Annotated in this window: 15 protein-coding genes and 1 pseudogene; 2 read left to right on the forward strand and 14 right to left on the reverse strand. The window is 36.2% G+C overall.

Annotated features, from left to right (window positions below; genetic code table 11):
- Window positions 1–117: 117 nt before the first annotated feature.
- Window positions 118–4,260 carry a S8 family serine peptidase gene (locus KW850_RS33880; protein ID WP_218347368.1) on the reverse strand — a complete coding sequence of 1,381 codons (4,143 nt, stop codon included), beginning with the start codon at window positions 4,258–4,260 and terminating at the stop codon, window positions 118–120.
- Between the two features lie 457 nt (window positions 4,261–4,717).
- Between KW850_RS33880 and KW850_RS09715 the strand changes: the two genes are divergently transcribed.
- Window positions 4,718–5,938 carry a helix-turn-helix domain-containing protein gene (locus KW850_RS09715; RefSeq protein WP_218347369.1) on the forward strand — a complete coding sequence of 407 codons (1,221 nt, stop codon included), beginning with the start codon at window positions 4,718–4,720 and terminating at the stop codon, window positions 5,936–5,938.
- A gap of 174 nt (window positions 5,939–6,112) precedes the next feature.
- Here the strand turns inward: KW850_RS09715 and KW850_RS09720 are convergent, their stop codons facing one another.
- The 13 genes and pseudogenes from KW850_RS09720 to KW850_RS09780 form a co-directional block, all read right to left on the reverse strand.
- Entirely contained in the window at window positions 6,113–7,954 is a 1,842-nt protein-coding gene (locus tag KW850_RS09720) for a sensor histidine kinase (protein WP_218347370.1), read from the reverse strand.
- A complete protein-coding gene (locus KW850_RS09725; protein ID WP_218347371.1) occupies window positions 7,951–8,631 on the reverse strand; it encodes a response regulator transcription factor in 681 nt (226 codons plus the stop codon). Before KW850_RS09725 ends, KW850_RS09720 begins: the two co-directional genes overlap by 4 nt.
- Before the next feature lie 316 nt (window positions 8,632–8,947).
- Window positions 8,948–9,307: pseudogene (locus tag KW850_RS09730) on the reverse strand (hypothetical protein); the annotation flags it as partial.
- Between the two features lie 723 nt (window positions 9,308–10,030).
- On the reverse strand, window positions 10,031–10,543 hold the full coding sequence (locus KW850_RS09735; RefSeq protein WP_218347372.1) for a DUF421 domain-containing protein: 513 nt from the start codon (window positions 10,541–10,543) through the stop codon (window positions 10,031–10,033).
- Window positions 10,544–10,719: 176 nt separating this feature from the next.
- A complete protein-coding gene (locus KW850_RS09740) occupies window positions 10,720–11,223 on the reverse strand; it encodes a 5' nucleotidase, NT5C type (RefSeq protein ID WP_218347504.1) in 504 nt (167 codons plus the stop codon).
- 106 nt (window positions 11,224–11,329) lie between these two features.
- Entirely contained in the window at window positions 11,330–12,403 is a 1,074-nt protein-coding gene (locus KW850_RS09745; RefSeq protein WP_256358175.1) for an alpha/beta fold hydrolase, read from the reverse strand.
- Between the two features lie 23 nt (window positions 12,404–12,426).
- Window positions 12,427–12,981: a polyhydroxyalkanoate biosynthesis repressor PhaR gene (locus KW850_RS09750; RefSeq protein ID WP_218347373.1), complete on the reverse strand. Its 555-nt coding sequence runs from the start codon at window positions 12,979–12,981 to the stop codon at window positions 12,427–12,429.
- A 32-nt stretch (window positions 12,982–13,013) separates the two neighbouring features.
- Entirely contained in the window at window positions 13,014–13,640 is a 627-nt protein-coding gene (locus KW850_RS09755; RefSeq protein ID WP_218347374.1) for a hypothetical protein, read from the reverse strand.
- Window positions 13,641–13,739: 99 nt separating this feature from the next.
- Window positions 13,740–15,011, reverse strand: coding sequence for an MFS transporter (locus KW850_RS09760; protein WP_218347375.1), 1,272 nt, complete (start codon window positions 15,009–15,011; stop codon window positions 13,740–13,742).
- Window positions 15,012–15,173: 162 nt separating this feature from the next.
- Window positions 15,174–17,078 (reverse strand): alkyl/aryl-sulfatase, encoded by a 1,905-nt coding sequence (locus KW850_RS09765; protein WP_218347376.1) that lies wholly within the window; start codon window positions 17,076–17,078, stop codon window positions 15,174–15,176.
- Window positions 17,079–17,254: 176 nt separating this feature from the next.
- Window positions 17,255–18,670, reverse strand: coding sequence for an iron-containing alcohol dehydrogenase (locus KW850_RS09770; RefSeq protein ID WP_256358176.1), 1,416 nt, complete (start codon window positions 18,668–18,670; stop codon window positions 17,255–17,257).
- A 27-nt stretch (window positions 18,671–18,697) separates the two neighbouring features.
- Window positions 18,698–20,218: an aldehyde dehydrogenase family protein gene (locus KW850_RS09775; RefSeq protein ID WP_218347378.1), complete on the reverse strand. Its 1,521-nt coding sequence runs from the start codon at window positions 20,216–20,218 to the stop codon at window positions 18,698–18,700.
- 72 nt (window positions 20,219–20,290) lie between these two features.
- Window positions 20,291–21,805: a long-chain-fatty-acid--CoA ligase gene (locus KW850_RS09780; protein ID WP_305730290.1), complete on the reverse strand. Its 1,515-nt coding sequence runs from the start codon at window positions 21,803–21,805 to the stop codon at window positions 20,291–20,293.
- A gap of 133 nt (window positions 21,806–21,938) precedes the next feature.
- On the opposite strand from KW850_RS09780, the gene KW850_RS09785 reads away from it, so the two are divergent.
- Complete coding sequence (locus KW850_RS09785; RefSeq protein ID WP_218347379.1) at window positions 21,939–22,865, forward strand: LysR family transcriptional regulator; 927 nt, start codon at window positions 21,939–21,941, stop codon at window positions 22,863–22,865.
- The last annotated feature ends 200 nt before the right edge of the window (window positions 22,866–23,065 follow it).

Raw genomic sequence — 23,065 nt, forward strand, 5'->3', positions numbered from 1 at the left:
AAGTTTCAAAAAAACAATTAAATGAATGAATACTCATTCAATTTTAATTTAAATCAAAGCTTTTTACAATAGAAATTATAAAGGATGCCTTTTATGATCAAAAGGCACCCTCTTTTTTTAATTAAAACTTTTTTTCAATTCTTCTAATGTTAAATCCTTAGTTTTTTCAACTGGCTTATTTGATGTTGGGAAGTATGGATTGATGGACATGAAGTTCTTTTCGACATAGTTGAAATCTACAATATCCACGATTCCATCTTTATTTAGATCTGCTTTTAGTTTAACTCCTGTTTCTCCAGCATTGTTTGCAATAAGCTTCGCGTCATAAATATCGATTACATGATCTCCGTTGACATCTCCAGCAGCTGCCGTATCCGTATATACAGTATAGAAGTTGCCTTGGACTTTTCCATCAATTGTCCTGCTTAAAGTTAATTTTTTACTATATAGGAAATGCCCAGGAATATCTACGATTAACGTATAGTCTTCTTTCGCTGCAGGAATATCTGTAAACGTCATATACCCTCTTTCTGAAATATCTGCAGGGTACTTTTTACCGTTTTTATCAACCAGATAAGCTTTTGTCCCAATCTTTGAATAATCTAAATCATAGTTGTCAAAATTAACTGCTTCACCATGATAGTAACCTTCTACCCATGAGTGCTGGGAAATGAATTTAAACTTTTCAGCAAATGTTGGTAAAGAAGACTTACTACCAGAGCTTGTTTGATATGAAGATTCTTGATAATAGAATGTACTTTCTACCATGTAATTATGGTCATCTACTACTTTTAATGTGATATCCAATAAATCAATATCATCATTAATTGAAACAGGTAATTTTGTCTTTTTGTCTGAAATATCTACAGCAAATGCTGAAATATTAGACCATGTGCTTTCTGTAATTTGTGGCTTTGCGACATTAATAGTCCAATTATTTTTTTTAGCAAGATCCTCTAACTGTTTTGATGGCTTAACGTCTACAACTTTATAGAAATTAGGGACATCGATTGTTACAGAAGCACTTGTTAAATCTTTCGCGTTTTGAACCGTAAATGTATTCACAAACTCTGATCCTAGACTTACACCTTTTGTATTGTTTTTTATTAAGGAATATTGATCTCCTTTATCAATAAAAGTAAATTCTGGGAAAATCGGATTTCCTGCTGTAGCGTAATCATAGGTATAGATTCTTACATTTGTTGGATAGTTTGCATATTCTTCTGGTAAGACACCAAATTTAAATTCACCATTCGCATTTGGGAAAAATTCAGCTGTTGGCCAAAAAGAATCTTGATAAGCGTACGCGGTATTTGCCTCTTGAGTGATGTCATGTCCTCTACTTTTTAAGTAGTCAATCGTATCATCATACAATTTTCCATGCACCCAATATGCTGTATAATCTTGTCCGTCATAACTTTCAGTTGTTAAATCTGAACTTGAAAGTTCTTGGATTCCTGTTTTCTTATCAAATTCAAGTGTTGGAGCGGTATTATCAATCACCATGTCATTATCGATTTTATATGTTTTACCATCTATCCCGGTACCAATATAAGAAACAATGTATTTACCTTCTTTAAGTAGTTCATATTCCTGTGCTAAAGGTTTATTCGGATCACCTGTAAAATGTTTTACTTCACCTGAAAATCCGAAAAATATTAAGTACTCCGTATCAACTGACGCATTTTCTAAATTGAATGTGCCATAAAACCCAATTGGTTTTCCATCTAGATCGCTAACCACTACATCAATCGTTTTCATATGACTACTTAACTTGAAACTGACTGGTGTAAACGGCTCGATGTATGGATGAAAGTTACTAAGGTCATTCGTAATTGCATGTTTAAAAAATTCTAATTTTTCGAATCCAGGTTTAGAATAACGAACATGGAAAGGAATTTGATATTCTGCTGTTTTCGACTCATTTTCAATATAAATATATCCCTCATATATCCCAAATTCTGCATTAGCTGGAATTGATATTTCTGCATTAATATTTTTACTCTCATTTCCATTCACTTCAATCGTCGATGGTAATTGAAGCGTCACACCACTCTTTGCAGCATCCTTTGAGACACCATCAATTGTTAAAAATTCAACTCTAGTATGATATGTTTCTAGTTCACTACTTAAATTCTTAATAGAAATCGATGTTTTTCTATTTTGAGTTTCACTTGATTGTGCAACACTACCAAAAGGGATAGATCCTGAAATGTCATCGATTTCTATTTTTAATCCATTTTCATCTAAGGTAGTCGTCTTATTTTGTACTTCAAATAACGTTGTATTGTGAACTGCCTCATAAGCATCGACGCGTCCTGCTCCAACTTCATTGACATTGTACATACGACCTTTTAAAGGATCAGCCGTATTCATAAGCGCAGCTTTTACATCTGCAACTGTATAATCTGGATGTGATTGTAATAATAAGGCTGCAACTCCAGCAACATGTGGTGTTGCCATGGATGTTCCACTTAAACTCGCATACCCACTAGAATAATCGACACCATCTTCTGGACTATTAATATATTCTGGGACAGTAGAGAATGTAGAAACCCCAGGTGCTACTACATCTGGCTTAATATCAAAGTTATTACGAACTGGACCACGTGAGCTAAAATCAGCTAACACATCACCTGTAGTCATATTGGACTGTAAGTCTGATAATTTAAGTTTAGCTGTAGGATCTGCTTTTAATTTTTCTGAAAGTTTTACTCCGTCGTCCTGTAACATTTTAAAGGTTGGGACATACCCATGATTTTCACCCAAGAAATATGGAATTTCTCCATCCTCATTATTGTAAATCAATACAGCTACAGCACCTTTATCATGAGCTCGTCGGATTTTTTCATCAAATGATATCGTGCCACGAGAAATTAATGCCACTTTCCCATTAATGTCTTTGTCAATATAATCCTCTTCTGTACCAATTCCTACTTCAACAACATCAAACTCTTTATCCATTAACTGTAGATAATCTTTACCAAGGCCATGCCCCATTAATGTATTTTGAACTGTAATATCTGCTAAACTTGTTTTAACGGTTGGAATATCAGTCGGCACATCACTAGCCCCAACAGTGATTGCTAGCGGAGATGCACCTGGTGAACCTAACGTACCAGGATTTGGCCCTGCATTTCCTCCGGCTATAACTGGTATGACCCCTTTTAATGCTGCATTGTTGATTGCTACAGATGTAGCGTCTAAGGAATGATTATTACCATTACCTAATGATAGATTAATAACATCCATTCCATCTTCTACAGCTCTTTCTATACCTGCGATAACCGATGAATCATATCCTGATCCATATTCTCCTAATACTCGATATGCATACAAGTCAACATTCGGAGCTACACCTGTCATTGCATATTCAACATCATTTTTAGGGTTAGATGCGATTGTTCCAGCAACATGAGTTCCGTGTTCTGTATAGTATGAACTACCATCTATCGTTTCAGGTTGTCCAGATGCAAGCCATTTCGCTCTAGTTGTTTCCATTGGATCGGAGTCATTATCGACTAAATCATATCCGCCTTTATAAACATCTTTTAAATCAGGGTGATTATAGTCAATCCCTGTATCAAGTACCCCAACTTTTATTCCTTGTCCTTTTAAGCCCTCATTATGTAAACGATCAACTCCTATATGAGGAAGCGCTGGTGGAATTACCTTTCCAGTTGTTGGTTCTTGAGTAGTAGTCGATTCATTTTTCGGTAAACTAACGACATTGTCTTTCCAAATCCTTTTAACTACACCCGTCTGAAGCAAGGTATTAATTTCGCTTGTAGGAATCGTCATAGCCATTCCATTAAATACATTCTGGTAACTTTGTTTAATTTGATATTGAATTGGATTTTCTTTTTTATTTTGGTTTAACTCCTCCTTCTTCTTAAAAATTTCAGTTAATCGTTGTTTAAAATATTCTTGTTCCCCTTTTATCTTTTCTGCTTTATTTTTAGATGTACCTTTTGATTTTGATTGCTGAGCATTTTCGATCGGAGCTGTTTTGAACTCAATAATGACATTTGCGGTTTTATCTTTAAGTGACAACAAACTTGGATCAATTATGAATCCTTCTTGTGGGGTTAATCGTTTTATAGACTGTCGTTGTTCTTCTGTTAGTCCTTTTAAGATCGATTCTGCAGAATTTGATATAGCATAGGTTTTTTGCTGAGGCATTAAATAAGATGTAAGTAAACTGGATGCTATTACACCTGTTACCATAACATTTAGAAATCGTTTCTTTCGAATTTTCATAAAATTAACGCTCCTTCTATTAATTTGATTTCAGCTGTAAATTTTAATCCTATTACTTTTTAAAAATAACAATCTAACAGGTTCTCCCTAATAAAATAGTTACATATTCCTATGAGAATCGCTTTCCTCCCTAAAGAAAGATAGTGTAAAATAAGAGTATGAATAATTAGACAACTCTATTAATTCCTATTGTACTTGAGCTTTTATTGTCGGTAAATTGGGGGAATTGTTCTACGAGTTTTCCTCATTCGACTATACGATTTGACGAAATCCTTGTAGAATATTGTCAAATTTCGAAGAATTGAACGATTATTTATAAAGATTTCAACTGTAAAATTACTAGAAAATGACAATTTTTATATTATATAGAAAAAATCATTTTTGTACTTGGGGGAATCTTGGTTTTCCTTTACTCAAAACTATCAAAATATAATTTTTCTAAAAGGAGAATTTCAACATGTATGAGGGGAAAATCATAAAGTTTTATCGAGAAAAATACCAAATGACTCAAGAGCACTTAGGAAAAGGGATTTGTTCTGGAACACATATTAGTAAAATTGAGCGATTACATACTGAATATGCACCTGAAATTGTCACTCTTTTATCCGAGCGACTAGGAATTACTATCGAAAATGAAATAATAAAACTTAAAAATATAAAAAAGCGATTAAATCATTGGCATGAAGTTATTGTCATGCAATTATTTGAAGAAATGGATCTTATAAATCAAGAACTTGAACAAGAAGATTTGATTCAAATCTCTGATTATATCAATCTTTACAAGTTACTTCGGGTTAGGTATTTATTAATGCATAATTTGACCGAAGAAGCATCAGACATCATTGTTGAAATCCACAAGAAAGAACATAAATTATCATCCTACGAAGCTAATCTGTTTAAACACGTTTTAGGAGTTTACTATTTAGCGAAACATGAAAACCACAAGGCAATTCAAGCATTAAAATCAATTAATGATACAGATTACAATAACAAGGAATATACCTATCATTTAGCAGTTGCCTATCATCTAAATGAATCACCAGTAATGGCTTATTTTTTTGCAGATAAATCGCGTCAATTTTTTAAAGAAATTAATAACTATCTTAGAGTGATTGATGCAGAAATGCTTATGGCGATTCAAGTAAAAGATGATGGAGATTTTAAAGAGACCATTCAGAGGTTTGAAAGCTTAATCAAAAGCTGTGAACTTTGTCATTCACCCGATCGAAAGGCAAAGGTATTACACAACTTAGCTTTTGAATACTTTAGAAGAAAAAATTATGAACCAGCTAATAAATACTATAAAGAGTCAATGAGTCTTAAAGATCATGAATCGGGCCCATACTTACTTTCTTTAGAAGGATTTATAAACAGTGCATATTATGGGAGTTTACTTCCAAAGGATGAATTATTACAACTGGCAAAAGAAGGACTAGAAAAAGCTCTAAAGAAAAGCGACCAATTATATATAAACTTATTTACCTTACTTCGTTATTTAATTCAAAATAAAGAACAGGAATACCATCAATACTTGTCCGAACATTCATTACCTTTATTTAAAAAATTTGGTTTTGTTTATTTAATTAAACGATCCGAAAAAGAATTATTTAATTATTATTTTAAACAGAAACAAAATAGTAAAGCATTAAAAATGGCACATGTATTGATAAATCAGTAAATTGAAAAGGCATGCCACATTGGTGACATGCCTTTTCAATTTACTGTGCAATAGTGATAATAACTACATGAAGTACTCTCTTAATTTTGATCCTCTTATTCCATCTACTCGTTCAAGTATGTCATCACTCTCATAAAATGAAGATGAAGTAAAGAATTTTACATTAGGATGAAACTATATAGTTGCTTTATTTAAGTAAAAGAAAAATAATACCCCATCGCCTGTATTTTTTACGCCATATTTCGCACCATGAAGTTCTAATATATTCTTCGCGATCGCCAGGCCTAATCCAGTCCCGCCCTCTGAACGGAGCCGAGACGTATCACCACGGTAAAAACGTTCCCATACTTTATTTAATTGATTTACTGGAATATAAGCTCCTTTATTCTCCACACATACTTTCACTTGATCCTTTTCTTCGAGTGTTGAAACAATAATCCGTTCTTTTTCGGGAGTATAACGGATGGCATTGGTGATAAAATTGGTGATGACCTGTTCAATTCTACGATGATTGGCGATGACTTCGATCGGTGCTACATCTAGATGAATGGTTAGATGCTTTTTCGTTATTTCCATCCATAATTGCTCACAAATACGGCGAATCACTTGATCAATCAAAAATGGTTCCATGTTCATTTTGTAGGTTCCCGACTCATATTTTGCGAGTTCCAACATATCGACAATTAAATGATCCATCTTGTCGACTTCTTTTTCCATCGCGTCAAAATAATAATCTCTTTTATGACTCGCAACCCCGTCTTTTATGATCGATATCGAACTTTTCATGATGCTTAAAGGTGTTTTTAACTCATGTGATACACCAGCGATAAATTCTTTCCGCGTATTTTCTAATTGTTTTTCTTTCTCAATATCCTTTTGTAACTGTTTTATATGAGAATGCAAAGTTTCTGAAAGAACATTAATATTTTGTGATAAATCACCAATCTCATCTTTTGATGTGATGGAGATCCTTTCAGTGAAATCCAAGTTTGCCATCTTTCTGGTGATGTTGTTCATTTTTAATAAGGGTCTGGCGATCTTAAGCGAATAATAAAAGGACGCTACGAATGAGAGTAGCATGACAAAAGCAATTATATAGACAAAATAATCTTTTACCATTTGGACGGCTTCATCGACAGGCTGCAAGGAGGCCATTGAAAAAATATAATTGGTTTCGCCATTTTTGTCTTTGACTGGGTCGATGAACAGCTTATACTTAATATCATTTTGTTCGTAATCAAGGATTCGGAATGATTCATCCTGATAATGATGTTTATTCAATAATAGGTCCATCTGAAATTCATTGATTCGATCCAAAAACAAGTTATTTGTGTAAATAAAACTGGATAGATCATTTCGATCTGGAAATCGAACTTCTCTTACTTTTCCTTTGATTCTACTGATTTTGAATTGGGCATTATTTTTTATTAAGTAGACCCATTTGGGCAAAACTTCACTTGGATTATTACTCTTCACTTTTTCTTGGAGGTTCTCATTTATTTTTGTCCAAATAAGAAGGTTTAACCAATCAGTATCCTTCTGAACAGAATATAAATAAAACGGTAAGACCATATGATTTTTTTCCATAGTGTATAGATCCACATCGTCCCCGAGAGAAAGAGGCAGCTCATTTTTCATTCCATTATCTACTTTCATCAGGTGGTAAAGCGGAATGGTCATTGTTTTAGGAGATGTAGTATTTTTCTGACTTTCTATCTCAATTGTTACATAAAAATCTTTTGCTGTGTTTACATTTCCATTTTGATCTAATGTGGTTAGCCAAGAATTATGATGTTGATAAAAATCTTGTTCTAACTGTTGAACCGCTTGAATATTACCTGCCATTTTTACAAACTGTTTTTCAAATGACATGATACTGGTCTTTAAATCCTGTACTTTACGATTCGCATAATATTGCTTAAAGAAGATGGTTTGTCCCATATAAATTGTTCCTGTAATCAATAAACATAAAACAGATGTTAGGAGAAATAATTTTAATACAATCCCGCTTCTCATAGATATTCCTCAAATTTATAACCTGTACGTATGATTGTAGTAATCAGTTTTGATTTTTTTCCTAATTTCGTTCGCAAATTTCGAATATGTGTATTAATGGTTCGATCATCACCATAAAATTCATACCCCCAAACCTTGGATATCAGTTGTTCTCTTGAAATGACAATCCCTTGGTTTTGCATTAAATATGATAAGATTTCATATTCGGTATGGGTCAAATTTATTTTCCTGCCGTCCACTTCGACTGTTCGTGAAGGAAAATGGACGGAAATCCCATTCCTATTCAAAGTATCGTTTGATGTTTCATTTATACGATACCGACTCTCAAGAAGACGCTTGGCCCTTGCCAACAACACGGGCGGACGATACGGTTTGGTAACATAATCGTCCGCCCCCAACTCAAATCCAAGCAATGTGTCGTCCTCATCAGCACGTGCCGTTAACATAATAATGGGGACGTTTGATGTTTTACGTATTCTCCTGCAAACAGCCCAGCCATCCACTTTTGGCAGCATGATATCTAGAATGACTAAATGAAATTTATCTTCTTGAAATAACGATAATGCCTGTTCACCATCTCTTGCTTCAATAACTTCAAACCCTTCATTTATTAAATACTCTTTCGTAATGTCACGTAAAATTTCTTCATCTTCCACAATCAGGATTTTATGCTGCATGATCTACCCACACTCTCTTTCGAAGCTTACCATTCACTTATTTTATCCATTGACATGCTTTTAATTTCAGAATGGTTCTCTGTGTCGTTTGTTTAAATGCAGAATAACAAACCCATGTAAAGATTAGATAAAGAACTCTAACAAAAAACAAAAATAGTTCCTTCCTTTTTGAGTAAGAACCATACAATAAGAGAGTATTTATAAGAGTAATTTCATATTTTGTCGGAAGAGCCTCTAAAAGGAAAGAACCCTTTTCTTTAAAAGAATAGGGTCCTTTTATTGTATGGTACTCCCTAAGGGATACTGGTTGGTTGATTTATTTCTCCCATGGAGTTTCTGTTTTATGCTCGATGATTTGTAATACTTTTGGTTCAATATCTTTTAATCTTTGCTCCATTGAACGAATGTTTTTAGGAACATCACCATTATTTTCACCTTGAATTTGTACATCAACCTGTGTTTTTGCAATAACATCAATCACTTGTTGTTTAGAAACATTTTTAGACGCTGCAATCTCAACTACAGATTTTCCCGTTGCTAATTCTTGTTTTAATTCTTGTGCGTTAATTGTTAATAACGAAAATAATTTTTCATCGTTTAAAAAATAATCCGCAGTATAATTAGGCTTACCGTTTGTAGAAAATAACCCTTCTACTTTATTATTTGAAGATGTAGGTTTACCTTTTAATACTGATTTAATTTCTTTAGAAGTTGAAGGTGTAGGATTACCTTTTAATACTGATTTAATTTCTTTAGTAGTTGGTGCTTTTACTGTTGTTTTTACTAACTCTTTTTTTTCTTTTTGAGCGGCATACGTACTACCAGCTCCTACTAATAATGCAGTTGAGATACCAAGTACAGTGAATAATTTTGTTTTACGCTTTACCATTTTAAAACCTCTTTTCTTTGTTTTATTGGATGTTACAACTACAAATATAATGAAAGCATATAAAGATGAAATGAAGATAATATAAAGTTGAAATAACATTTTTTATTTCTTCACAACAAGTTGTGTGACTTTCACGATTTTTTTGATTGTATTTGTTCCTTTAATGTTCTTGGATAATAAATTGCGTCCTCTTAGAATATAAAAAAAGTCTGATTTTTTTTACCTAAAGTAAAGAAATCAGACTTTTTTTGTTCATCTTGCTAAGATGGTTAAAGAATATTGAGCGTACTTGGATTGAAATTTGAATATATAACTTTTTATGTTGACTCTATAAAAGTTAACTGTTTAATATATAATATAAATTTTCACATTGTAAATAGAACATTATTCATTCTCGTTGGTATAAGTATGTCTGCTATTTATAAGTGTCTGTAAGTAATAATTGTAGAGATAACACTTCTATCTAGTTTCTTATCGGCTAGCAAAGGGTTAGCTGCTGAAGATGTTACTCTAAGAATCGGAAAACTTGGTTTCGATTAATTGTAGTAAATTCTGAATGTCCTGTTTGGTGGCTGGTTGCTTATCTGACTTCAACTTATAACCAAGTTCTCCACTAACCTCAATTGTTGCCCACTCGAGATCACCGATTGCATCAATTCCAGCTTGGTTCAATCTCATTTCAAGATTTTCAGTAGTAAGTTTTATTTTTTTCATGTTTTCTTCATTTATGGTTCCATTTTCAATTACTAATACTGGTTTTCCTGTAAGAAAAGTTTCTACCCCAACAAACGTAATTTTAAGTAACTGGATTGCAAATAACGTAAAAATGAGAACAGATGCAACACCAAATGTAGTCCAAAGCCCTTGGTTTTCAATAGGACGGCTAAGTAAAGGTCCAATCGTTATCATTATAACAAGTTCGGTGACTGTCATTTTGGCAATTGAATTTCTTCCAGCCAGTCTTAATAAGAGCGTTCCCACTATAACAATTAGAACTGTACTCCAAATCCAATATAATTGCATACAATCAACCCTTTTTACATTAGTCTATAAGAAGACTGATTTAATATACATTTAATATTGAAATTAATAGTTCTTATGTCGTTGTTGATTTTTGACAAAAAAAAGAACGTTTCTCTGCGGTCTTTGGTTATTCCACTTAAAGAAAAAGCAGCCCTTAGTTGAAGGGCGGTAGAGATTTATTTTAGAAAGTAATTCTTTACCTCTAGCCAATTGTTTACTCTTACATAGCCTGTTTCATTAATATTATGTGGTGCTGTAAATAAAATTCCTTGGCCAGAAAATTGTTCCAGATTTCTTACATGGTCATCAATAAGATAGTCCGAATTAATAATGCTCTTATCTCCACAAAAGACAAAATTCATTTCCTTTAAGAAACTAAAATGTTCTTTTAACCACTCATACTTTGCAGTCAACGAGGTAGGAACCTCCATTGCAGCTGTAGCAATAAAGATTTCAAAGTGTTCACTTAATTCCTTTATTACTTCTTGACTATCTTTCATTACTCCTAAATCCCGAAAGAACGAAGGTTCTTGTATATATACCATCATCTCTTTTCGTAAATCAGGCCGCAGTTCATTTAGTCTCTTTCCTTTTAAATCTTCAATTGAAATATTCTCATTGTAATGCCTATTAAAATGCTTTATGAATTTAGGAGTAAAATCAGCAATAACCTCGTCCATATCTATAGCAATCTTCTTCACTAAAAAACCTCCTGTAATAAATGCTGCCTAAAAAAGAGAAGCGGGAAGGATAAGAATCCTTCCCACTATTTCTTGTAAATAAAAATTATCCAAGTACTTCTTGAATTTCCTGTGATCGATCCGAAAGCCACTTATCCCAAACTTCAGCGAATACCCCGGTCAAGACCAGTGAAACATGTCCACCTTCATAAACCTCATAAGTTTTATCCTTACTTGAAACAAGGTCCATCAACGGAAGACTTTGCTTCTCTAATATAATTGTGTCACGTGAGCAAGAGAAGACAAAAAGCGGGCAGTTTATCTTCTTTAAATCCACCTTCCTGCCGCCAATCACCAATTCTCCCTTTAAGAGTTTGTTCTCTTGATAGAGATCGTTGAACAACTGTTTGAATGCAGCACCTGCAAACGAAACAGAGTCCTTCGTCCACTTATCCATTCGGCGCCACTTTTCTACATATTTCTCATCATGTGCACGGGTGACCAGATTGATGTTAGAACTTGCAAAACCCGGTGATACCATCCTAAATATCAAATACATAATTTCTGTTGGAATTGTCCCATGTGCATCGGCAAAACGGTCAAGGCTTAGCTGCCCTTTTTGTAGTGCCTCCAGCAATTTATCAGGAAAGATGCCGATACTAAAATCGATTGGAACGGCTGCAAGAGATAAATTCTTAATTGGCAGTTCCGTTATGGAAGCCAAGATGGCTGCAATGGTTCCACCCAGGCAATAACCGGCAAGGGATATTTCCTTTGCACCTGAATGTCTTAAAGCTCGTTTAAGGGCGTTCTCCAAATAATCAATGATATAATGATCAAGGGTGATATCCGAATCTTCAAGCCCAGGGGACCCCCAATCCAATAGGTAGACATCATAGCCGCGCTCGGTTAGTCCGCCTACAACGCTGCTTCCTTCACCGATATCAAGAATGTACGCCTTATTTAACAAGGAGTAGACTAGAAATACTGGGATGGCATGTCTTTTTTCCTTTGCAGGATGATACCATAAGGTTGCTTTATTTTTCTTCCAGACAGTCTGTCTTGGTGTAGGTACAATCTCTGGCTTTGGCTCGGTCATAATTTTATAAAGTTGGTTCCACCGTTTCGTTTCTTTTTCTAAGTTTAAGTTTGGAAAAAGGTTTGTTCCTAATGCTTTCATTAATATCACTGCTCTCCTCGATGTTATTTAATTTTATTATTACCGGTGAGCACTAGATCTTTATCCTGCTTTTTTCCCGGTTCTTTTTTCTGCTTTTCCCGCTCTATTTTGATGAGACCTCTCTCTATTTCTTTCCGCAATTCCTGAAGGTCATCATTCATTTTTTTGGCTTCCGCCACCTCTTGGGACATCTTTTGGAATTCATTCTTCATTTGCATGACAATAGTTAATATCTCTTCGAACATTCCTACATTTTCTTTCGTAATGGAGCTTACACTGTCTTGTAATTTCCAAATTTGTTCCTCTAAAATATCAATTTTTTCTTCTGTCTGAATAGATTGCTTCGCGGCATTAGCGACATCTTTCTTTGTCGGGATATTCATTAGTGCCGCAATTTGTTCTTGGTTCTTTCTAAGTCGCTCTAGGTACAATGAATAGGTGTTGAGGCCGAAACTTGCTGTGCGAACAAATTCTTTGTTGTCTGTCAGGTTATATAATAGGCCAATTACTTGTTTGTCCCACATTTCACTTAATTGGTTGAATCCAACAAATGGATCAATGATTTTCTTAGTTGACATGGCGCTGCTCTCCTTAAATTAAACTTTGTAGGTTATTCCGTTTTTTCCATATATTTATTTAGCGGGAAGAAACGTTCTTTGAATTGTGTTGCAAACAGATTGACAAATCCCTTTTGATATTCATAGAGGGGATTTCCAGATTGTTTAACAGTATTGATATATTGCAATCTTCCTTTTTTCCTAAGATCAATATATTGCTCCATCATTTCTAGGTATTTCTCAATCGCCTGGCCGTTTTCAATGGTTTGATACGGAGTATTTAAGAAAGACAATACTGTATTTTGAGTCTGGTCAATTTGCGCATTCATTTCCTCATAAGACCAAATCGGAAAGAAATGCTGCAGGGTGGTGGTTGACATTAATAATTCATCTCGTGCAGTCTTTTCCCATTCAGTTAATTCCTTTTTAAATTGCTCTACTATTGCTTTTATATTTCCCTGATTCCGTTGTACACTTGCAGAGAATCGTCTCACCTCTTTTAAGAATACTTTGTCGCGTTGATCCGTACACTTTGCCCATTCATCTAATTCATGAAATGCATATCTCCAGAGCATGTCTAGGCTAGAAAGCGATGCTCCTTTTTCGCTATCGACAGTGATTGCTTCGTCCTGTTTTTCCTCTTTCAATGATTCTATTAGATCATCTTTTTTTGCAGCCATATTACGCACATCCTTTTAAAATATATTAAAGATTTTGGTTTAGTTTGAAATCTAGGTTATTAATTAGTCCAGTGAAATAATCTCAAATCAAAGTTGTCATTAGAGGTTCACTGTTCTTTTATCATTCTCAGTTGAGACTCGTTGTTTTGGTTTTCCGAAAAGGTATATGAGTATAGCTGCAATCACCATAGCAACAGACATTCCATAAAGGGATGCACTAAAACCACCTGCTGGATTTGTACCAGAAGCTTGAATAAGTTTTCCAAAAATAATTGGAGCAACAATACCTGATGAAGACATAACTCCATAATAAGTACCTGTCATAACACCTCTTCGCTGTGGGAGTAAACTAGTTACTGCTGTAGGATTAAGTGTGTTTATTGTGACTACTAATGTATTTACTAAAGAAAGAATGATGATGATTGAACCTGAACCATTTACAAGGGGATACAATGAATACAAAAACCCTGCAAGAATAGCACAAATGGCAGTAAATAGAGTTCGCGACTTCCACAAACTTTGCGTTTTTTTGTATAAACGATCTGAAATTATCGCTAGTACCATTCCAAGAATCGCTCCTATTAATCCGGAAATGGCAATAATCATTGCAGACTGTTGTTCAGACAATCCCTTTACTTTCATTAGGTATGCAGGATTAAAGGTGAGTCCAAAGACAATTAAAGAATAGGCAATAAATGAAGTTAAGGTTGTAAAAATAAAAATGGGAGATCGTAAAGCTTTCCAGAGATCTTTCCGATTAATATTTTGTTTGTTTTCCTGTTTACTTACTTCTTCTTCAAAAGATTCAGGTGCTTTCAGCCGTCCCAGCCAAAGCCAACAAATTAACCAGACAAAGCTACAAATACCAGAAACAAAAAACGCCTGCTTCCAACCATAATTTGAGATTAGAAAAACCACAATTGGGGCAGTAACAGCGATCCCCACAACATTGCCAAAATTTATGATCGATATGGCAAGTCCACGTGATTCCGGTTTAAACCATTTACTAATATGGCTGACTGCGGTTGCAGAAAAAGCACCTTCTCCTGCACCTAGTAATACTCTACTAAATATAAGCAGTGGTAGACTTGATACAACCAACAACATAGATTGCGCAATTGTCCAAATAATCGCCATAATAGCCAGTAATTTCCCAGTTCCAAAACGATCAGATAAAGAAGCCCCTATTATTCCAACTATTGAAAACAACCAAAAAAAACTGCTGCCAACAATGCCAAACTGAGTGGAGGTTAGATTCAAATCCTCCATAATATGAATTCCGGCTAAACCTGTAATGGATTTGTCACCAAAATTAATAATAGACATAATAAAAAGTGCAAATAAAATAATCCATTTCGTCCAACTTTTCATTCAAACTCCTGCCTCTCACCAAATATATTCATTTTTTTCGATAAAAATTAGCAATCATACCTAAGGAGAAAAAACACCTGCTTTGCCCGCCTTAAAAGCGAGCAAGACTGAGCAGGTGCTTATTGTGAAAAAATTGAATCATAAATGATTTTTCTCAGTTAATTAAGGAGTTACGATATTAGGTAACCGGTCGAACTCATCTAAAAGTGATAAAAATTCATTCAGTTTCGTTTGGTCGCCAGAAATGATTAATTTACCTGCTGCTACTGCTTGTTCTGGTGAGAGAAGACCAAGTCCAATTCCATAAAATGTGAATTGATCAAGAGTTAAGGAAACATCTGGATCAGCATCTAACTTACCAGCTTTAAAAATTAAAACGGAATTTTCTAAATAAATCGTATATTCTTGATCAGTATTTGATAACGTTACATTCAGCGTTATTTTTTTGCCATCTGCTTTTGGACCGTTTAGTTTAACAGCGATCAGCTTTAAGAATTCATCTACTGGCATATTTTTAATGATTCCAGAAACATCTAATGGGGAATTATCTTTATTTATTCCATTCCTTAGTTCTGATGCACCAACAAGATAAATATTACGCCAATTCGCTGATTCGGCTTGGTATCCTAATTGTTCGAATGCATCTGCTAATAAATTTTTTGCTTCCGAATTTTCTGGGTCGGCCATTACGACATTTTTTAATACTTGCGCTACCCAGCGATACTCACCATTTTCAAAGTCAGCTTTTGCTTGTTTCAAAATATTAGCCGCTCCACCCATGTATTCTACATATTTAAGACCCGCTTCCACTTGTGGTAATGGATCTAAATCTGAAGGATGAGCACTATAATAGCCTAAGTAAAAATTGTAAATACCCTTTGAATTATGCTTTAACGTACCATAATACCCACGATTCCCCCAATAAGTATCCAATGCTTCTGGAAGTTTGATTGTTTCAGCTATTTCATCCATCGTATATCCGTGATTGGCTAAGCGCACTGTCTGATCGTGCATATATTTATATAAATCACGTTGCAATTTCAAATGGTTTAATGCCTGATTCTTACCCCAAACAGGCCATGCATGAATCATGAGCAAGGCATCAATCTCTTCATTTTCAAATAAATCGATGGTTTTATCGAGTGAATTAGCCCAATGAAGGGCATCCCGGGTTTTTGCCCCTCTTACCGTATAAATTTGATGCATCAATTTATTGGCGTTCTCTGAGACAAATAATGCTTTGTAGTCTTGGATATAAAAATGCATTTCAGCCGGTGCTTCTGTGTTTGGAGTTAATAAAAATTGAAAGGTTACCCCATCGATTTCCATCGTTTGGATTTCGTTTACTATTTCAACAGTAGGTTTCTCAAAACTCATCGTCCCTGAACTCATCGTATTACCTATACCTATAGATACGGAGCCCTTCGTGCCGTCTGGTAAATTTTTACCAAACTGATACTCTGCTCGACGCGCCATGATTGTGCCTAAAAGCACATTTTCACTTAACGCTTCTTCTGTAAAATATTGGGGAGCTATAATTGGAATATCTGGATTCTCTGCATATTCTAGAACTGCTTGAATACCGCCAAAATGGTCCGCATGACTTTGACTTATAATGATGGCTGAAACTGGCTTTCTTGGTCGATGATTATAATATAATTCCATTGCGGCTTTAGCAGATGCATTACTTCCTAATGCATCACAGACAATGACTCCTTGTTTACCTTCAAAAAAGAAAGTGGTGGCGATTGATTGCCCACGAATTTGATAAACACCTTCTACAACTTCAAACAAACCCGAGATAGCCTGTAATTGTGCATTTCTCCATAAACTTGGGTTCACTGTGTCAGGAGCCGTGTCGTTTAGAAATTCTAACTTAGCAATGTCCCAGATGATTTCCCCAGAATCATCCTTAATCATGGTGGATTCTAAAGGTGCAATAAAGCCTCGGTTTGCATCTACGAAATCCTGTAAATCATCAAAATTTAGAGATTCGTACACTGCTAAATTTGCCTTTTTTGTAAAAGAAGTTGCGGACATAGGTTGAGTTGAAACTTTACTTTTCATACAAACCTCCAAGGATTATTATTTTAAATTTAAAAAAAGGAAAACACTTTTGATTACCTGGCTATAATGTCAGTTCACCAACCAAACATTAAGAGGAGGTTTTCAAGTGTTTTCCATATAACTAGATTGCCAGATTATGAAATGTAAAATTAGCGCTTTACACCTTGTAAACGAGATTAAGCCTTTATCGCAGGTACCTCGAAAACTTCATTTATTACTTTGGTGATAATCGTGGCTGGTATCTTATAGAAAACTCCGGCAGGGTCATTATGAACAGCTGGTACCAAATGTTGAAGTGTCTCTTCGTTACATTCAAATTCACCAAAAGTGTCTGGCAAATTCACTGCTTTGCGGAGATCCCTTATATATTGGACAACTTCCTCTAAACATTTTTCGGGTTGTTCTGATGGATTTGCGATACCCAACGCTTGGGCGAACCCCGTAATTCTTGGCAAATAGTACGTCGGTAGGGACTCCATTACATTCGGCAACAATACAGCGTTAGCTAGCCCGTGCGGGATATGAAATTTTGCCCCTAACGCATGTGCCATGTTATGAACTGGAACCGCATTCATCGCAAGGCAAAAAGCAGAAATAGCCATCGAACTTGCCATTAGCATATTCGCTCTTGCTGAAAGATCGTCCCCTTTTCGAACAGCAGTTTCTAAATTGTCTACAATCATTCGAATCGATTGAATTGCATAGGCATCTGTCATCGGATTGGCCTTTTGTGAAAAATAAGCCTCCACTGCATGAGTTAATGCATCAAATCCTGTAAAGGCAGTGATTTTAGGAGGAAGCCCTACCGTTAAATCCGGATCCAGAATAGCCATATCCGCATTGATAAATGGATGAAGAAGATTTGTTTTTATTCCAAGCTTTTCATTAAGGATAACGGCTACCGGTGATACTTCAGCACCTGTTCCCGCCGTTGTCGCAATAGCTACATGCGGAATAAAAATATATTGGGCTTCCGGCCACCACTCCATCACATTTCCGGTAAGAAGGGAATCACGTATATCGTCCAAACCTTTATGGAGCATCCACTTGATCCCTTTTACCGTATCCAAAACGCTGCCGCCTCCAAGAGCAATTAAGGAATCACCGTTGCATTCTTTAAAGAAGCGAGCTCCGCGATTAATAATTTCACCTTTTGCATCCTGTTCGATATCTTCAAAAACCCCAACGAGCTGCGGCGTACCCGGCATGATTTCAAATAATTCTTTAATTTGAGCTGTAATTCCGGCTTGGGTTAAACCCTTATCCGTGAAAAGTACTGCTCGTTTACCCCCAAGCCCTTTAATCATCTCAGGAAGCAAACTTCTTGATCCCGCTCCGCTATTTACAATCGTTCGAACAGAAAATTGAAAAAATGATGTCGACATAGAATCACCCTTTATTATTTTTGTATAGGCCAGGTTAAAGTTGCCTGTTGACTTCCACTCCAGGCGCTTCGCTTTCCGCGGGCGGTCCGGGGAGCCTCCTCGTCGCTGCGCTCCTGCGGGGTCTCCCCTGCCCCGTCCTCCCGCAGGAGTCTTCGCTCCTTCCGTTCCAGTCAACAGGGTGCCAAAATCAACATTAAGCGTTAACATAGCCTTGTATTAATAAATGAATCTGTTTTATCCCAATAAGATTTGGTACCAAGGTCTTTGGCTTACTTCAGGTACGAGTGAACAGTGAACATGCTTTAGCTGCGAATATTCGTCAAGTGCGTGGCGGCCTAATTCTCGCCCGAAACCGCTTTGCTTGTATCCCCCAAATGGAGCATCACTACGGAGCATATGCCAATCATTGATCCAGATTGTTCCAGCCTTTAATTCACGGGCTATTTTCATTCCTTTATTTACATCCTTTGTCCAAACTCCACCTGCTAATCCATAAATCGTGTCATTCGCAATTTCGATTGCTTCCTCAACTGTGGAGTAACGGATGACCGAGAGCACAGGACCAAAGATTTCTTCTCTAGCAATCTTCATGTCATTATGAACATCGGCAAAAATTGTAGGCTCAATATAATAGCCATTTTCAAATCCTTCTACAATTGCACGCTTTCCTCCACAAACCAATCGTGCCCCTTCTTGAATTCCAGATTCAATATAAGAGAGTACTGTATCCAATTGTTGCTGTGATACCATCGGTCCCATTCCTGTTGCGATATCTAACGGATTTCCAATTGTAATCGTGCTGGCAAGCTCAGCTAATTGTTCAATTACCTGGTCATAAATGGAATCATGTACTAATACACGCGTACCGGATTCACAAACTTGCCCAGAGTGCGTCAAGAATCCGAATAAAATACCAGGAATGGTAATGCTCATGTCAGCATCCGGCAATACGATTGCAGGTGATTTCCCGCCTAACTCAAGCGTGACGCGTTTCACCGTTTTAGATGCCTGCTGCATAATGCGACTTCCTACTTCTGTAGAACCGGTAAAAGCCACTTTGTCCACACTTGGATGCGTGACAAGAGCTTCTCCAATGCTGGCACCAGGGCCTGATACAACATTGAATACACCTGCCGGTAATCCTGCCTCAACAGCCAATTCCGCTAATTTCAAGGTAGATAGCGGTGTATTGGATGCTGGTTTGATTATGATCGAGTTACCCATAGCCAACGCAGGAGCAATTTTCCACATAGCTAAAATCATTGGAAAGTTCCAAGCAGTAACAGCTGCTACAACCCCAAGCGGCTCTCGCCAGACTTGGTTATTGCTTGGTCCAGGAAATGGTACAGTAGGAAGAGACTCAACATACGGATACTCTACGGTAAACTTTGCCGTCTGCTGTAAGAGATCGACAATAGATAGGATGTCTAGGTTTGAAATCCGTCGAACTGTCGCTCCCGAACTAATCGACTCTAAGTACCCCAATTCTTCAGCATGTTCAATGATCTTGTTTCCAAATTGGACAAGGACGTGAGCACGTTCTTGTGGAGATTTTTTAGCCCATACTCCAGAATCAAAGGCCTGTCGAGCAGATGAAACGGCCGCCTCCACATCTTCTTTCCCAGCTTTCGCTACCTTAGCCACGACTTCACCAGTTGCAGGGTTGATTACATCAAACGTTTCTCCGCTTATCGCTGGCTTCCACTCCCCATTTAAAAAGAGTGGAAATTCCAATGTTTGCACTGTTGATTCCATAGAAAGTCCTCCTTGTTATTTACTCTTTAAAAATCCACCAATGTTTTTTAGACAAGTTCTCTATCAAACTAATTAAACTTCCACTTGTTCAACCTGCAAAGCTCTTTTCAAAATTTTACCTGTACTGTTCTTAGGTAATTCCTTCATAAATTCCACTTGTTTTGGCAGCTTGTACTTTGCAAGCTTGTCTTGGCAGAAATAAAGGATGTCATCCATCGTGATACCATCATCATTAGTAACCACAAAAGCCTTCACGATCTCTCCGTATTCTTTATCCGGAATTCCGATCACGGCCGTTTCGACAATGGCCGGATGTTGGTATATTACCTCTTCGACTTCTCTCGGATAGACATTGTATCCGCCAACGAGGATCATATCTTTTTTACGGTCAACGATGTAAATGTATCCTTCATCATCCATTCGGGCCAGATCACCCGTATAAAACCATCCGTCTTTCAAAGCGGAAGATGTAGCTTCCGGCATTTCTAAATACCCCATCATCACATTAGGGCCGTTTACAATTAACTCGCCGATTTCGCCTCTTGGAACTTCCCTTCCATTCGAATCCACCACTTTATTCTTCACTTCCGGTATATCTATACCGACAGAGCCTGGTTTCCGTGTTCCCCGTAACGGATTGAAGGCTGTCACAGGAGCCGTTTCAGAAAGGCCATACCCCTCTAAAACGTGAACCTTATACTTCTCTTCGAATCTATGTAATAATTCGACTGGAATCGAAGCACCACCTGAAAAACAAACTCGTATCGATGAAAAGTCTTCTGCTGACGCTACTGGTACCTGTAACAAAAAGCTATACATGGTTGGAACTCCGGCAAAAATCGTCGCATTCTCTCTTCTAATCGTGTTGATCACTTCGGTTGGGCTAAATTTCGGAACAATAACAATGGCTGCCCCGCAAGCGATCGGAATGTTGATGCAAGTCGCGATACAAAACACATGGAACATCGGAAGAACCGCAATAATACGATCTTCTTCAGTGAACTCAGTAAGCTGGGACATCGAATCAGCATTAGATGCCAGATTTCGATGGGATAGCATGGCACCCTTCGGCTTTCCAGTTGTTCCTGAAGTATAAAGAATGACTGCTAAATCATCCTCATCGATGGAAAGGCTTTCAAAAACTTCTTTTGGTTCCTGAATGAGACGCTCCCAAGGCCATTCGAACTCGATTGACTCTGTATAGATAACCAACTTCAATTGTTCTAGTTTCTCACTTAATGGCGATATTGTCGGTTCTGAAGAAGAATGAGCAATCACTGCCTTCGCTTGACTATTTGATAGAATATAAGCAATTTCTCCAGAAGTGTAGGCAGGATTAATCGGAACAACCACTGCGCCTGCCCGAAGAATCCCGAAGTAAGCAGTTACAAACTCAGGACAATTACCTAGTAATAGAGCGACTCTATCACCCTTTGTGATGCCTGCGGCTGATAGACCGGATGCAGCACATTCTACCAATTTATCTAGTTCTGCATATGTTTTACTTTGATTCAGAAACGTATAGGCGGTGCGATTAGGAAATCTTGCTGCACTGTTCTTTAAATTCTCATTCAGATTCAAAGTCATCCTTTTCCTCTCTGTATTATTTTTTAGAAAATTAAGATTTTCTTGAATTTATTATATATATAATTTACACTTAAATAAATCAACCATTAATGAAGTTTATATAAGCTACACTTCTATATTTAAGGAGAAATCTATGCATATCGAACAATTGGAGTACATTGTAAAGGTTGCAGAAACGGGATCTATTTCAATAGCAGCAGAAAACCTTCATGTTTCTCAATCGGGAATCAGTCAATCCATTACTAGATTAGAGGAGGAGTTGGGCGTTAAACTATTTAAACGCCACCGACGACTTGGTGCCGTTCCAACTAATGAAGGGAAAACTTTAATTAAAAAGGCATATGAGGTATTAGTCCGACTACAAGAATTTAAAGAAGAAGCCCAATCTTTTAACACGATTATTTCCGGAAATTTAAAGCTATCATCGATCCCTGGCTTTATGCTGTTCCTGTTAGAGCCTTTATCTTCTTTTAAAAACGCTTATCCAAATGTGAATATAGAAATCTCAGAAAAAGGCACTCAGCATATTATTGAGCTTGTCGAAAATAATCAGATTGACATTGGCCTTATCACGATTTACGAAGATTTAATAAAAAAAAGAGATGATTTAATATTTGAAGTTATACATGAAGGAAAAATGAAGGTGTATGTCAGCAAATCGTCTCCTTTAGCGTTACATAAATCGATAACGCCTGAACAATTGATGACTCAAAGCATCATTCTATATAATGGGGATTATGTGAAACTCTTTGCCAATGATTTAATTAGTAAATTTGGGCCAATGAATATTTTATTTACCTCGGATAATACAGAAGTAATTAAAAAAGCGATTTTACAGGGATTAGGAATTAGTTTCGGGCAAGATTTTTCGATAAAAAATGATCCCTATGTATTAAGCGGTGAAATCGTTCCTATTGAAATAATCAATTTCGAACAAGAAAAGATTGGATTAGGTTGGGTTCGCTCGGAGAAAAATCATTTTTCCATCAACACAAAGAAATTTTTAGAACATTTTAAATTCCACTCCCGAATGCTGACGCATTCATCTACTAGTGATTAATGTGAAAATGGATTGAACCCTTAAATTAAATCACAAACAAATGCACCACCTTTTCTTGTTTTAAAAGGTGGTGCTCCATTCAATCATAATCCCCTCTTTATAGCCAATCTATTTTTTTAGTTCTTATTTCCCTCTTAATCGTTCATTCATTCCAATATTGCCTCCTTTCTTTAATCTCTTTCGCATAATTAAAAAAATCC

The sequence above is a fragment of the Bacillus sp. sid0103 genome, assembly GCF_019219025.1.

Excerpts from the sequence above, each read along its gene's own strand:
- KW850_RS33880 (WP_218347368.1), bottom strand. The coding sequence starts at position 4,260 with ATGAAAATTCGAAAGAAACGATTTCTAAATGTTATGGTAACAGGTGTA.
- KW850_RS09715 (WP_218347369.1), top strand. The coding sequence starts at position 4,718 with ATGTATGAGGGGAAAATCATAAAGTTTTATCGAGAAAAATACCAAATG.
- KW850_RS09720 (WP_218347370.1), bottom strand. The coding sequence starts at position 7,954 with ATGAGAAGCGGGATTGTATTAAAATTATTTCTCCTAACATCTGTTTTA.
- KW850_RS09725 (WP_218347371.1), bottom strand. The coding sequence starts at position 8,631 with ATGCAGCATAAAATCCTGATTGTGGAAGATGAAGAAATTTTACGTGAC.
- KW850_RS09735 (WP_218347372.1), bottom strand. The coding sequence starts at position 10,543 with ATGCAATTATATTGGATTTGGAGTACAGTTCTAATTGTTATAGTGGGA.
- KW850_RS09740 (WP_218347504.1), bottom strand. The coding sequence starts at position 11,223 with ATGGACGAGGTTATTGCTGATTTTACTCCTAAATTCATAAAGCATTTT.
- KW850_RS09745 (WP_256358175.1), bottom strand. The coding sequence starts at position 12,403 with ATGAAAGCATTAGGAACAAACCTTTTTCCAAACTTAAACTTAGAAAAA.
- KW850_RS09750 (WP_218347373.1), bottom strand. The coding sequence starts at position 12,981 with ATGTCAACTAAGAAAATCATTGATCCATTTGTTGGATTCAACCAATTA.
- KW850_RS09755 (WP_218347374.1), bottom strand. The coding sequence starts at position 13,640 with ATGGCTGCAAAAAAAGATGATCTAATAGAATCATTGAAAGAGGAAAAA.
- KW850_RS09760 (WP_218347375.1), bottom strand. The coding sequence starts at position 15,011 with ATGAAAAGTTGGACGAAATGGATTATTTTATTTGCACTTTTTATTATG.
- KW850_RS09765 (WP_218347376.1), bottom strand. The coding sequence starts at position 17,078 with ATGAAAAGTAAAGTTTCAACTCAACCTATGTCCGCAACTTCTTTTACA.
- KW850_RS09770 (WP_256358176.1), bottom strand. The coding sequence starts at position 18,670 with ATGTTAACGCTTAATGTTGATTTTGGCACCCTGTTGACTGGAACGGAA.
- KW850_RS09775 (WP_218347378.1), bottom strand. The coding sequence starts at position 20,218 with ATGGAATCAACAGTGCAAACATTGGAATTTCCACTCTTTTTAAATGGG.
- KW850_RS09780 (WP_305730290.1), bottom strand. The coding sequence starts at position 21,805 with ATGACTTTGAATCTGAATGAGAATTTAAAGAACAGTGCAGCAAGATTT.
- KW850_RS09785 (WP_218347379.1), top strand. The coding sequence starts at position 21,939 with ATGCATATCGAACAATTGGAGTACATTGTAAAGGTTGCAGAAACGGGA.